The organism is Microbulbifer mixtoriginis (SeqCode) (assembly GCF_052466765.1).
Map to the genome: position 1 here is coordinate 411932 of NZ_CP174289.1, position 13157 is coordinate 425088.

Here is a 13157-nt window from a genome sequence, read left to right on the forward strand (position 1 = left end):
ACAACCGACACACTTGGCAATAGCGAGAGAGGCCAGCTGGCTGTAGGCTAGTAAGCTTCCACACAAACAAGCCAGGAACCTCATGGGAACCCGTACCAACCAGCTGACCTTAAAAGAACGATACCAGATTGAGGCCCTTAATGGGCAGAGCTATTCAGCTCGAGCCATTGCACAACGCCTCCATAGATCCAATAAGACCATCTCTCGCGAGCTTGGTCGTTGCAGCCCCTACTGTGCCGAGAGTGCCCATCGTCAGGTACTGCAACGGCGGCACGGAGCTCTTAAGCACACCAAGCTCGACTTTGCCATGCAGGTACAAATCGACCTCCAGCTAAAAAATGCAAGCCCTGAACAAATCGCTGGGCGAATGCGGCTTGAACGGTGTACGAAAGCGGTTAGCTGTTCAACAATTTACCGCTGGATCCGTCGACTTAACTGGAACTCACGTCTGCCAAGGAAAGCCAAACCTTATCGTAAACGGGCAAGTTCTGAGGCGGGCGTAAAGCTTATTCCAGAGCGCATAGATATTGATGAAAGGCCTGCGATTATCGATGAAAACACTGAGATTGGCCACTGGGAAGGCGATACTGTTTATGGTCAAGATGGCTATCTGGTGACACTGGTTGAACGAGTCTCCAAATTATTGCTCACTCGCAGAGTCCCAAATAAGAGCAAGAAAACAGTGGGTCGGGCAATAAAGCAGATGCTGAAGCCGTACCAGGCCATCTGTAAAACCATCACCTTCGATAATGGCGGAGAATTCGCAGGTCATCAATCGATTGCGCAGAAGCTAGGATGCAGAATATATTTTGCGAAACCTTACCACTCCTGGGAGCGTGGGCTGAATGAAAACACTAATGGTCTCTTGAGACGCTTCTTCCCGAAAGGAGTGGAAATTGGCAAGATACCAAAAAGCCGTATTGATGATGCAGTGTTTCGAATCAATACTCGCCCCAGGAAGGTGTTAAATTACTTGAGCCCACTGGAATTTTTGGTGGGTAAACGTGTGTCACTTATGTTGGCAATCTAGGGAATACCCGCTCACACCTTAAGCATCAGTAGGAAGCAAGCATACCTCAGAATTAAATGGATCAAGTATCTCTACCCTACCTGAAAATTCAGAAGAAAATATTCCTAACACTTTTAAGCGGGTACAGATATCCTAAACTATTATTCGGCTCATAATCTATACTTCTTAACATGATCAGTTGTTAGACGGTAAATAGTATTTTACTTAAAAAGGCCAGATACCACATTCTGGCCTAAATGTATCTTGGGTGTATTATGTATGCATTTTCAATGTATCTAAAAGATCATCTTTAAAATCAATTTGCTCTAATGATTCAGCTGTAAAAATCAAAGCTAATGCTTGATCCACAAAAACATAAACTGCCCCATTAACTTCCTCTACCTGCTCAACCACTGCCCAACTATAAAAACTATGGCCATGTTGACAAGTTTCTTTAATACCCTCTGGAGTAATCTCATACTCTTTAGAGCCTAATATTATTCCATCTTTGTTTGGTGTAAAGCACTTGCCTATTTTTACAGCCAACAACCTACTAAGAGCAACATAAAAAAGAAACGCAAGTGATATTACCATAACTAATATGAACGGACTCAGCTCAATTTTCCCAGTCTTAAACTGAACACAAGACATAAAAATTAAACCGATAGCCAACCAAACAACTAGGTTCTTAAGAATCGATATCCATGTATGAGATTTCAAACGACTACATACCACATAGTCACAAAAATTATTATGGTCAGCTTTAGAGGTTACTACTTTAAGTTTCAAACGAATCTCCACAATCTACATCATATATAAAGGTCACTCTATCTTAAGCCCAAGCGTGAATTTTTTGGACACACAGCGAAAGCTAATCACATCACTATACTTCTACTCCCTGAGGCGCTTTTCTGTCTTAATAAATCTTCTGAACGTGTATACCATTACGGCAATATAAAGGGCAATTACTATCGCCATAGCAGAAATATCATAGACATTTATCACCCAGCTTTCTGGGTGTTGATCTCCTTGCACCAATAGCGTAGTAGTTAGAAATGACACTAACAGCAGCAGTATAAATACAGCGGTTATCAATAGAAGTTTGCATGCCAGGAGTATAAATCTCTTCATGAAACAAAAACCTAGGTTAGGAAGTTGAAGGCAGATGCAACCTGTACCTATATTTGTCTAAATAATTAGCTCAATACGACCTCCCTACATAAGGGAGGCCTTAACTACTTTAACCTTTTTACTTTATGTCCCGACCTTCAGACTGAGGTTAAAGTGGGGCCTCTATTCTCCCACTCGTCAATCATTCTATCGGTCAGCGCCCTCAAACGCCCCATGTATAAAATATCTTCTTGAAGCTCTTCAGCTTCTTCATCATCACATTCATTAATATCAACATCACATAATTTTTCTTCGTAGCAAGCAAGGGCTTCTCGTATATAGTTCAAATCTTTGTAGTTATAAGACATCACTTAACTCTCATATATTTTTTTAAGGCGGCAAGCTTTTCAAAATACTCGGAAACAGGCATGTCGATTTCCGCTTCAATCGAGTAGTGGGTATTGCCTTCTGCATCGGGAAACATATCTTTTGCAATAATCAACCCTGGTTCCAATCTCGCATCTTTGGTAATTATCCACCAAGCATCCTTTCCCTCTCTAAATGGAACTTTGCTACTGATACCATCGAAAAGTGATACCCCACCCGATTTAGCCAAAATATACGGCTCTGAAGAGCCTGGCATCCGGTAGGTTACGATATCGTTTCGCTTGGGCCTTTCTTCACCCGTTCTGTTGTTTTTCACCATCATTGGCCGATGGTCCTCACGATACCTAACCTTATCGATCTGCGAATTATCAAGCTTTCCTTTCCTAAGCACCACATCCACATCAAATCTCTTCATATAGACTTGATTGGCACGTTTGTGTAGTTTTGCGTGCCCTATGGCATCATCCCGAGTAAAACTCAAAACATTTAGCCCCATTGACTCACTCCATAAGTTTCAATCCGATGTTAGTAAACGATATTACTTCAATGCTTAACGACGAGCCACAGCCAGCCGCAAACCCGATCCCTTTTGCTATTAGAGTCATAGCGAATCCAACAAGGTAACTCTGTAGCGTGAAGCGCCCCAACCAATTTCCTAGTGCCTCGCCCCCGCCTTTTACTGATCCACGTCCACCACTCCAAACCGACGAAAACTTAAAAGTTGGGACGATCGTCCACACAGCAGTGCTGGAAGTGAAGGGAAATCAAGTAAAGATAGGCATCCGCGCCCCCAAATCCCTCCCCGCCTATCGTGAAAAGATCTATACGCGTATCAAAGTAAAACAAAAAGTAGGCACTGAAAGGCAGTGGGAGCAGATTCACGATGGAGAGGCCCCACCCACACCTCCTCCCCATTATCCTCATAGTGGTATCTCTGAGGGCACACTATCTCAAAGATAGCCAATGTCGCAGCTCTATAGTTACCTTCATATGTATCAGAAAGCAGCCCCCTCTATAAGTGAAAAACCAACACTATCTGGGACGATCAACTGAGTTCAAGACATAGTTAGCGTTACTGCAATCTGTATACTCTAATTTTATCAGTTACCTTTTCCCATTCATCTTCATAACGGGCTGAACGAAAATAGGCCATCAGTGTAAAGAGTAATCCTGGACACCAACCAATTAAAAAGTATAACCCCCAACCCTATCGACTAAAAAGTTAACCAGCACCAAATGATGCACTTTGTAACGCCTTGAGCAATTGACCAGAAATTTTTGTCGGCTGTTCGGTATGACGATTAACAAAGACATGCGTCATAGAGCCATGTGCACATGCATTTTCTTGATTTTCTTTAAAAATCGCAACACCATATTCCACCGAAGAATTGCCTATTCTATTAACCCTAAAAGCACCAAGTATTTTTTCAGGGTAAGAAATACTGGCCAAATAATTACAATCAGATTTGACTATGTAACCAATGTTCTCACTGGTTTTAATATCTAAGTCAGCCTTATTAATCAAAAAGTTGTTCACAATTGTGTCAAAGTATGAGTAGTAAACTACATTATTTACATGCCCATACACATCATTATCCATCCATCTGGTAGTTAACTCTTCAAAATAAAAATAATCTGTACGTAACACAGCCTGCTTACTCACAAAGCCTCCTCATAAGCAGCCTGATAAATCAAGAGTGCATCATCATGAGACAGCGGTTTCGGATTATTGATTAGTAAGCGAGTTTGTAGCATTGCATCTGTGGCGAGTATCTCTAAATGGTGCTCGCCAATATCTAATTGCTTTAAGGTCCGGGGTAATTTTAATCGTTCAATTAGCTGCTCAATAAAGACAATGAGATCAGAACACACTTTTTGATCTGATTGAGACGTATTTATGTGTTCACAAATATATGGCGCCAATTCACTATAGAGCTTGGCTGTATCACTCTGATTAAAGCGCATTACATGTGGTAATACTAACGAGTTACCCAATCCATGAGGTACATGAAAATGCCCCCCTAATGGATATGCTAGAGCATGTACAGCGGCAACTGGTGCATTGGCAAAAGCTTGACCTGCAAGGCAGGCACCCAATAACATATTTTGTCTTGCTTCTATGTCCTCGCCATGATGTGTGGCCTGTTCTATATTTCTTGATAGCAATAACAACGCCTGCTTAGCTAGCATATCTGAATAGGCATTTTTTTTATGCTTAGACGTATATGCCTCTATGGCATGCACCATAGCATCAATGCCAGTTGCAGCAGTCACATGAGCTGGTAACCCTAGAGTTAATTGTGCATCTAATAAGGCAACATCTGGTAATAATTGTTTAGCGACGATGCCATCTTTGGTGGTTTCTCCTGTTGTTAAAACCGCGATAGGTGTTACTTCTGAACCGGTGCCAGCAGTGGTAGGTATTAAAACCAAAGGTACACGACCTCCTTGAACTCGTTCAAGCCCATAAAGCTGTTCTAAAGGTTGGTGAGAATCCATCATAACAGCAACCACTTTAGCGGTATCCATTGAACTGCCACCACCAAATCCAATTACACCATCAACATTATGCTGCTTTGCTAAGGCTACTGCCGACAATACGATCTGCTCTTTAGGATCAGCACTAACTCCATCAAAGATAATGGTCGCAAATTTACTATGTAATTGCTCCTTCAGTTTCTCAACCAAACCACAATTTACAATACCTTGATCCGTAACCACTAACAACTTAGTGATATTTAGTTGGTCACATATCTCACTAATTTTATTTAACCTGCCAGGGCCGTTTATAATCGATTTTGTAGTATTAAATTCAAAACTTAACATAGGATTGTCACCGCCTTAATTATTATGTGTCACAGTTTCGTTTGGCAATAGTTCCATTTCAAATCCTAGGGAACTTCTGATTAGCTCAGAGTGAATTTGGTGCTAATCAGTTGTCAGTCAAGACTACGATAAATGAATCACCAAGTCACCAGTGTAGATACGCCGATTAAAGGGTTACTCAATAGTATTGCGAAATAAAGATGCAGGTTGATACTGATAGTATTATTGGGCTTAGTGAATAGCTGGTTTGGCTGAATAGGCCCCACGCAAAGCCTTATAACGCAAACTCCCGACTGCAATTCTACAGGGGCGTATTCAAAATGTGCCGCAAGAGGCCTATGTTCTTTACTTTTGCTCCAGAAGCACCCTTTATAGTGACCATGTTTCGTTTATTCTAGAAATATTACCCCAAACAGAGATATGAGATTTATAAGATTCTCTGAATTATTTAGATTATTTGGCAGCTAAACCTCTCTCAGGCCCCTCACTCTATGTGAGCGCGCGCTCAACGTATCTGGTAATAACACATGAGGTTGGGCACAGGCCAGCGATAGATTCAAGGCTACAATGCCATATGGACAAGGCCGTCTACCGAGGTAAATACCTAATCATCTCCTTCGCGCTACTCCACCATTGGGGAACTCAGGCCAAAGGCGCTTTTCAAACGCTATATTGATGGAAAAGAGTTCTTTATTGAAAAGGCCAGAGATCATATTCTGACCTAAATGTATCTTAGGCGTGTTACATATGCTTGTTTATTGCATCTAAAAATTTAACTTTAAAATTTATTAGCTCCAATGATTCAACTGTAAAAATTAATGTTAATGCTTTATCCACAAAAATTTAAACTGCCCCATTTACTTCCTCAACTCGTTCAACCACTGCCCAGCTATAGACGCCATACCATGTTGACATGGTTTCCTTAATACCCTCTGAAGCAATCTCATACTCTCTAGAGCCTAAAATCATTCCATCTTTGTTTGATATGATGACACAGCCCTTTGAGCCTTCCATGACTTGGCATTCAGCGATGCCATCCCAGTACTCTAAATACAACCCTTACCTACGATCTGGTAAGATCACTTACTGGCGGAGAGGTTTTAGTTGTTGAACTGTACAATGTCACTCAAGAGTTTCTCTATTACAGGAGTATTAGAGTTGTCCAGAAACTGTAAAAGAGATTGTATGTAATTGCTCGGTGGCTATAGCTTTGGTCAGCTGGATTGGTCTTATACTTTTGATAAAGCTTATTCGGATGGTAGTTTCCAAAGGTCGAAAAAGCTCAGTAAAAGTAATTTTCACGTAGGCGCGGGCTTTCTCTATTATCTTACGGACTCCCTGCATATGAGTGCTGAATAGATACTGCACAATATTGGCAAGATGGGCGATTACGATGCAAACGTGTTTAAACATGTTAAGTTTGACTTAAAAAATCGTGATATCTGGCAGGCAGGTGTTTCCTACACTTTTAAGCGCCATGCACTTTGCAATGACATAAGTCAACGTCGTATTTCTAAGGGGGGATTCTATTCCCCCTTAGAAATATTTTGAGCCCTGAAACAAGTTATCACCGTCCTTGAGTCGCCTCAAAGAGGTCTTTAATTAATTTTTCAATACTCTCTGTCTTATCTCCACGATCAGTGTTAGCCAATAAGATTACTCCGACGTTATCCTTTGGGTTGAACACTAGGTAGGAAAAATATCCAAGCTCAGCTCCGTTGTGGCCGATTAGAATATGGTCTTTATCCCCATAATTCCAAAGCCAGTCAGAATACCAGAAGACCCCAAAACCATTCTGGGAAGGCGTCAGCATTTGATTAACTGATTCTGCCTCGAGGATCTTGATGCCAGACTTTCGTGAAGCTAACACTCCTTCGTTCATTACTGCAGCTAAAAATCTCGCCATATCAAAGTAAGCGGTACATGAACCACATTATTTAACTTGCTCTAGCGAGCTGCCATGATCCCCCCTCCATCAACTTCGGAGGGAAGCCCCATGAATCAGCAGCAGTGGCAAAGTCATGTCAGGGCCTACGAGAAAAGCTCTCAATCCAAGCGCGCCTATACTCGTAAGCACAGCCTAAACTACAGCCAGTTCCTCTATTGGTACCGCAAGCTATCCGAACAAACTTCGGTGTCTGATACCCCAGACTTTGTTCCCGTGGATATCAAGCCCTCTGTAGCCTCTGCGGGAAACCTGGGTATATTGGAGTTCCCAAATGGCATAAAGCTGGTGATCAATAGCCCGGTATTGTTGGCACAAATTCCTGGCCTTATGGACCTGTAAATACGATGTGGCTACCGTTTAACAGCAAAGTCTGGTTTTACCGTCAGCCGATCGATTTTCGCAAGCAGATTGATGGCATCGTACTCCTAGTGGCTGATACGTTACACAATGATCCGACATCCGGTCATCTCTTTGTCTTTCGCAATAAAAAGGCAGATAAAATTCGTATTCTCTACTGGGAAGAGAATGGATTCTGGCTCCTGTATAAGCGAAATGAACAGTCGAGGTTTATCTTTTCTGGCATTTCAAGTGACGCAATAGAGTTATCGATTTCACAGCTACAGTGGCTGCTTTCCGGGTTGGATTTTACTCAGCGAGAAGAACCAGAAAAACTCTATTTTTCCCGCTTTTATTGATACGTATAGAGCCTGGAAAATAGTACCCCATGGTATAATCCACACATAAATTAACATCGGAAAACCCAATGGCTACCGATGATACGCTACAGTGCCAGGTTGAACAGCTTACATGTGAATGAACTCTCACTCCAACGGTGCGAGCAGTTTGAAAAGGCTTACAATCAGCTATTGTTTCAATTCAAACAACTGCAACGTTCTCTCTTTGGTCGGCGCTCTGAGCGATACGAAGACCCTGATGATCCCCAGGGATTGCTATTCGAAAGTTCAGAAGCTCGAGATGAAAGTTCCTTAGAGGAAAATGATGCTGATGGCGACAAAGACCTGGACGATGTGGTTAGTATTGCGGCACACAAGCGTCATAAAAAAACAACGAAGTCCTTTGCCGAACACTTACCAAGAATAGAGGTGGTAATTCCTGTCTCAGAGCAGGATAAAACCTGTGCAAGTGGCTGCCAAAAGAATCTGGTTGATTACGAGCGCCATGAGCGCTTGAACTACATACCCCCGGTATATGAGGTGATTGTCGAGTTGAGGGAGAAGGTTGCCTGCCCCAAGGGCTGTGCAGACCAAATAGTTATAGCTCCCAAGCCAAAGCATATCCTACCCAAGGGTAAGTTTACCGAATCCGTTCTAGCCCACCTCATAGCCAGCAAGCTTGATGATCGACAGCCGTTCTATCACCTGGAAAAACAGTTTGAGACCCGTGCCGGCTTTAGCTTTCCACGTCAAACCATGGCTCGTACTGTTATCGATTGTGCTACGCCTCTACAACCACTGATCAATTTGCTAAAAGACGGCGTCATTGGCTACGATATTGGAGCTTTGGATGCCACATCATTGCAGGTTCTTAATGAACCTGGCCGGCCAGCAAGCCGAAAATCTTATGCCTACTGTTTCCGAGGTGGTCCTCCAGGAAAGGAAGCGATCCTCTATGAATATAATGCCGTTGATCACAAAGATTTTGTGAATGACTGGTTTGCCGGCTTTCGAGGCACGCTACATTGCGATGCTGATCCATTTTTTGAGTTGTTATTTGAACAGACAGCTGTAAACCCAAATCACTGCAATGCACATGCCCGGAGAAAATTTGAACCCATAGCGAGGGCGGCGCAAGGGGACGGGCTAGCAAAACGGGCAATGCAGTTTTATAAGAAGCTCTATCGGGTTGAGAGGAAAGCCAAAGAGAATCAGCTGACCATAAAGCAGCGACACAATTTGCGACAAGAGGAGTCCAGGCCGATCAGACTGCCTTTAAGTGCTGGCTGGATGAGCACTATCCGCAGGTGCTACCTAAATCCCCGCTGGGCAAGGCAATGAATTACTGCCTGAAGTATTGGAATGGGCTATGTGCATTCCTCAGCGATGGTCGCTTAGAAATCGACAACAATTTCACTGAACAGGAAATCAAACCCTTTGTCATGGCTCGAAAGAACTTCCTGTTTGCATCCTCGGTCAATGGCGCAAAAGCACTGTGCCTGCACTTCAGTTTGATTCGCACTGCTAAACACCACGGCCTTGACCCATACAAGTATTATGTGGAGGTGCTTAAGCAGATTCCTCACTGCCAATCCGTTGAGGATTATGAGGCACTGCTACCCTGGAATATCCAACTTGAGAAAGTTGGGATGGCCGCAGCTGCCTGATATGGCGATGCTGCCCGCAAGAAGGCGGACGTCTGTTGAGTAGTTATATTTATCTGCTGATGACGCAATCCTTTAAGCCTTCCATGACCAGGCATTCAGCGGTGCTATCCCAGTACTCTAAATACAACTCTCACCTACGATCTGGTAAGATCGCTTACCTATCTATAAAACACTGTACTTCCGTGTGCATTCAGCACTTCATCATAAGCTAGTAAAGCATTTGCGTCGGTCTCACAGTCTTCGTCACAGCAAACAACATTCACGTAAAGGCGAGCGCGGTACTATCAACATCGTCAACGGTACATCGATAAGGGAGCGTCCTCAGGAGATACAAGAACGATGTGTTTTAGGTCATTGGGAAGGTGACTTAGTGTCAGGTTCAAATAACACTCATATTGCCACGCTTGTTGATCGAAAATCGCGGTATACGATCATTCTTAAGTTGAAAGGGAAAGATGCGAATTCTGTGAACCAGGCGCTTGTTGCTAAGTTTAAAAAACTGCCAAAAGAGCTTTGCCAATCACTGACGTGGGACCGAGGAATGGAGCTGGCGAAGCACGCTGAATTTACGGAAAAGACAGGTGTTCCTGTCTTCTTCTGCGATCCTCAGAGCCCCTGGCAAAGGGGAACGAATGAGAATACCAACAGCTTAATCCGTCAGTACTTTCCAAAAAAGACATGCTTGGCGCAGCATACTCAGAGGAAACTCAATCAAGTTGCTAACGAGCTTAATAGCAGGCCAAGAAAAACACTGAGCTTTGCGACACCAAAACAGGTTATTAAACAGGGGGTTGCCTTGACAGGTTGAACCTACAGCGGCCTTTTTTAAGATCGCCAGCTCCTCTGCCTGCTGAGCCAGCTGCCGCTTAAGTCGAGCATTTTCTGTGGCCAGCTCTCTCTCGGCATCCCCTCGGCTCTGATGTGACTTAGCCTTACTTCGCCATCCGTAAATCTGGGAAGGATGCAATCCAAGCTGTTTAGCCGCAACGCTTACCCCGACCTTGAGCGCCAGTGCTAGGGCATCCTTCCTATACTCCTTTGAGTATTGTTTACGAGTAGTTTTGGTTGGTTTATTTGATCTTGTCATAGAGCACCTCTGCTGCGTAGTTTATCGCTTAAGAGAGTGTCCATCGTTGATGGGTAGGATCAAAAAGCCTTTAGCGCTATTGCGAAGACACTAGAAGTAATGGATGTAAGTATGCAAAAGGAAAAAATCCAGTGGTAAAAATTAGTGGTAAATGACAGTCAATCAGCAACACCCCGCCAGCTGCATCTGCTCTTGACGACGCTTTTCACCCACTTCATTCTTGACATACTATTGAATCATCTGCTCATCGAGCCCCACTGTACTAACGCAGTATCCCCAGGCCCAAAGTGGCTCCCTGAAAAATTTCTCTGTTCATGTTTGTACTTTCGAAATATCTGGATCGCAGATTTCCCTTTCAAAAACCCAACCGTATTGGAAACACTGAACTTCGGAGGAATCATTAACAACATATGAATGTGATCCCTCATTGCGCACCCCTCAATCAACTCAATACCCTTTTGACGGCATAAGTCTCGAAATATCGCTCCGATCTCCCGCCTCAATGTTCCAAATAATGCTTTTTTTCGATACTTAGGCACAAATATTACGTGGTACCTGCAATAATATTTTACGTGAGCTTGGCACTGCCAATCTCGCATATGGCCTCCATGAACAGGCAAGTTCTTTAAAGGAGGCCATATTTTTTATTCTGCATGCCGGAACGGCAGAGCCCTGCCAAGTCTCACCGCCAGAGGCGGTGGTTTACCTATGTATTAATTAATGCGGTCTAAGCTTTATCGAATAGAGGTGGTATCTGGCATCATAATTGCAGTGGGAAAATCACGGCAGAAAAGTGCGTAGAATGCTTCAAAATTTGCATAGAAGCCAGGAAAAACCAGTGATTCTCATTATTGAAGGGCACCCAGTACAATAATCGAAGAAAGTATTGCAGTATGTCAGTTCACAGGTTGGAAAGCTTGAAATGGTGTTCTTGTCGCCATATTCACCAGATTTAAACCCAGATGAACTGGTTTGGAATCATATGAGGAATATAGTGACATCAAAGAAACCACTAATAAAAGTTAAGGCACTGTTGAGTCGGGTAAATACAGATTTGCAGAGCATCAAGAAAAATAGAAACTTGTGAAATATTTTTCAAGATCCGACTATATTCTTTTCTGCTGCCTAGATAGTAATAGGGTTGGTTGCTCAATTTATGACGGACTATCTAAATAGTAAAGGGGCTATTATGAGCAATAATTACGATTTGGTAGTTGTTGGTGGTGGTTCTATCGGTCTTTCCACAGCATACCATGCTAGTCGGCGTGGACTACGAGTACTGGTATTAGAAAAATATGGCATCTTAAACGACAAAGGTAGTTCTGCGGGTGCATCTAGACAGTTTAGGCTTGAGTATACACAACAATATATGTCAGAGCTGTCGCTCGCATCGCAGAGTTTTTGGGCCGAACTGCAGTCACACAGCAATTCTACTCTAGTTCGCCAAAATGGCAGCTTGTGGTTTGGTGATCCTAGTTTATCCTCGCAGGAAGGTGGCATCAAAGCAGCCGAAAATGTGATGGATACTTTAAATATACCTTATACACATCTAAATGCAGTTCAGATTCAACATCAATATGCTTTTAAAGATTTACCGAAAAACTACGAAGGCTTCTTTCAGCCCAATGGTGGAATTATCAATCTAAAAGCGACTCAGCAAGCACTTTATGATGCTGCCGTTAATAGTGGCCAGGTCAATATTCGAGAGTTCGAAGAAGTCACAAATATTAAATCTCTCGATTCAGGTGAAATTGAAATCACTAGCGTGATTGCAAAATATAGTTGCGAGAAGTTGGCCATTTGCACAGGTCCTTATGCAAACGAGACATTAAAGCATCTTGGCCTGGGTTTGGAGATAAATATTTGGCAAATGTCTTCAGCCTATTTTAGAAAAACCAACCCGGAATTACAGCTACCCACCTGGTTTGTATTTCAAAAGCCTCAAAACAGAGCATTATTTTACGGTTTCCCTGAAGTAGAGTGGTCCCATGGCGGCTATATAAGGGTGGCGACTGATTTTCCTGACAAGATTCTGAGTGACCCTTGTGAGAGAACTTTTATTCCTAGCCCAAAAAGCCTTGCTCTTGACTCTGAATGGGTCAAAAAACATATGACCGGACTAGACCCCACTCCTAGGTTTACAGCAACCTGTCTTATTGCTTTGGCTAAAAATCAAAACAAGGAGTTATTGCTAGACTATGCACCAAGCACTATCCCAAATCATAAAAATATCGTGACCTATACTGCTGGTTGGGCGGCTAAATATATTCCTGTTCTTGGCGACATGATTAATCAGATGCTTAAGCAGGACGTTACTAAGTTTGATTATGGAAAATATTCGATAGCTCAAGCAAATTTTCAAATCGACTGGGATAAAGAAGGTAAAAATTAGCCGCACCTAATTTAACAAATCAACTAAGAGCACTCGAAAAAGTCACCCTACTGACAA

The 13157-nt window shown here is 42.9% G+C and carries 15 protein-coding genes and 2 pseudogenes; 9 read left to right on the top strand and 8 right to left on the bottom strand.

Annotated elements, in window-relative coordinates; translation table 11 throughout:
- The first annotated feature begins 82 nt into the window (after window positions 1-82).
- Window positions 83-1030, top strand: coding sequence for an IS30 family transposase (locus ACJJIV_RS01685; RefSeq protein WP_444890510.1), 948 nt, complete (start codon window positions 83-85; stop codon window positions 1028-1030).
- 252 nt (window positions 1031-1282) lie between these two features.
- Here ACJJIV_RS01685 and ACJJIV_RS01690 read toward each other — a convergent pair whose 3' ends face one another.
- From ACJJIV_RS01690 to ACJJIV_RS01700, 3 genes are all read right to left on the bottom strand, one after another.
- On the bottom strand, window positions 1283-1798 hold the full coding sequence (locus tag ACJJIV_RS01690; protein ID WP_444890511.1) for a YcxB family protein: 516 nt from the start codon (window positions 1796-1798) through the stop codon (window positions 1283-1285).
- 479 nt (window positions 1799-2277) lie between these two features.
- The gene (locus ACJJIV_RS01695; RefSeq protein ID WP_143731643.1) at window positions 2278-2487 is read right to left on the bottom strand and encodes a hypothetical protein; all 210 of its coding nucleotides are present in this window, start codon (window positions 2485-2487) and stop codon (window positions 2278-2280) included.
- Window positions 2487-3002, bottom strand: a complete 516-nt coding sequence (locus tag ACJJIV_RS01700; RefSeq protein ID WP_444890512.1) for a hypothetical protein — start codon at window positions 3000-3002, stop codon at window positions 2487-2489. The genes ACJJIV_RS01695 and ACJJIV_RS01700 overlap by 1 nt, the downstream gene beginning before the upstream one ends.
- 137 nt (window positions 3003-3139) lie before the next feature.
- Between ACJJIV_RS01700 and ACJJIV_RS01705 the strand changes: the two genes are divergently transcribed.
- Window positions 3140-3466 carry a carbon storage regulator gene (locus ACJJIV_RS01705; RefSeq protein WP_444890513.1) on the top strand — a complete coding sequence of 109 codons (327 nt, stop codon included), beginning with the start codon at window positions 3140-3142 and terminating at the stop codon, window positions 3464-3466.
- 262 nt (window positions 3467-3728) lie between these two features.
- Here ACJJIV_RS01705 and ACJJIV_RS01710 read toward each other — a convergent pair whose 3' ends face one another.
- The 3 genes from ACJJIV_RS01710 to ACJJIV_RS01720 form a co-directional block, all read right to left on the bottom strand.
- On the bottom strand, window positions 3729-4169 hold the full coding sequence (locus ACJJIV_RS01710; protein ID WP_444888835.1) for an acyl-CoA thioesterase: 441 nt from the start codon (window positions 4167-4169) through the stop codon (window positions 3729-3731).
- Window positions 4166-5332: an iron-containing alcohol dehydrogenase gene (locus tag ACJJIV_RS01715; protein ID WP_444890514.1), complete on the bottom strand. Its 1167-nt coding sequence runs from the start codon at window positions 5330-5332 to the stop codon at window positions 4166-4168. Before ACJJIV_RS01715 ends, ACJJIV_RS01710 begins: the two co-directional genes overlap by 4 nt.
- A gap of 1567 nt (window positions 5333-6899) precedes the next feature.
- Window positions 6900-7238: a serine hydrolase gene (locus tag ACJJIV_RS01720; protein WP_444890515.1), complete on the bottom strand. Its 339-nt coding sequence runs from the start codon at window positions 7236-7238 to the stop codon at window positions 6900-6902.
- Between the two features lie 90 nt (window positions 7239-7328).
- Here ACJJIV_RS01720 and tnpA (ACJJIV_RS01725) point away from each other — a divergent pair, with 90 nt between their 5' ends.
- The 5 genes and pseudogenes from tnpA (ACJJIV_RS01725) to ACJJIV_RS01745 all read left to right on the top strand — a co-directional run.
- Window positions 7329-7619, top strand: a complete 291-nt coding sequence (gene tnpA, locus ACJJIV_RS01725) for an IS66 family insertion sequence element accessory protein TnpA (protein WP_444890516.1) — start codon at window positions 7329-7331, stop codon at window positions 7617-7619.
- A gap of 5 nt (window positions 7620-7624) precedes the next feature.
- Window positions 7625-7975 (top strand): IS66 family insertion sequence element accessory protein TnpB, encoded by a 351-nt coding sequence (tnpB, locus tag ACJJIV_RS01730; RefSeq protein WP_444890517.1) that lies wholly within the window; start codon window positions 7625-7627, stop codon window positions 7973-7975.
- 114 nt (window positions 7976-8089) lie between these two features.
- Window positions 8090-9295, top strand: a complete 1206-nt coding sequence (gene tnpC / locus ACJJIV_RS01735) for an IS66 family transposase (protein WP_444890518.1) — start codon at window positions 8090-8092, stop codon at window positions 9293-9295.
- Entirely contained in the window at window positions 9292-9621 is a 330-nt protein-coding gene (locus tag ACJJIV_RS01740; protein WP_444890519.1) for an IS66 family transposase, read from the top strand. Before tnpC ends, ACJJIV_RS01740 begins: the two co-directional genes overlap by 4 nt.
- Before the next feature lie 160 nt (window positions 9622-9781).
- Window positions 9782-10429: pseudogene (locus tag ACJJIV_RS01745) on the top strand (IS30 family transposase); the annotation flags it as partial.
- A 12-nt stretch (window positions 10430-10441) separates the two neighbouring features.
- Here ACJJIV_RS01745 and ACJJIV_RS01750 read toward each other — a convergent pair.
- Window positions 10442-10708: pseudogene (locus tag ACJJIV_RS01750) on the bottom strand (transposase); the annotation flags it as partial.
- 236 nt (window positions 10709-10944) lie between these two features.
- Window positions 10945-11307, bottom strand: a complete 363-nt coding sequence (tnpA, locus tag ACJJIV_RS01755) for an IS200/IS605 family transposase (protein WP_444890520.1) — start codon at window positions 11305-11307, stop codon at window positions 10945-10947.
- A gap of 287 nt (window positions 11308-11594) precedes the next feature.
- Here tnpA (ACJJIV_RS01755) and ACJJIV_RS01760 point away from each other — a divergent pair, with 287 nt between their 5' ends.
- Window positions 11595-11795, top strand: coding sequence for a transposase (locus ACJJIV_RS01760; RefSeq protein WP_444890521.1), 201 nt, complete (start codon window positions 11595-11597; stop codon window positions 11793-11795).
- A 102-nt stretch (window positions 11796-11897) separates the two neighbouring features.
- Window positions 11898-13100, top strand: a complete 1203-nt coding sequence (locus tag ACJJIV_RS01765) for an FAD-dependent oxidoreductase (protein WP_444890522.1) — start codon at window positions 11898-11900, stop codon at window positions 13098-13100.
- The last annotated feature ends 57 nt before the right edge of the window (window positions 13101-13157 follow it).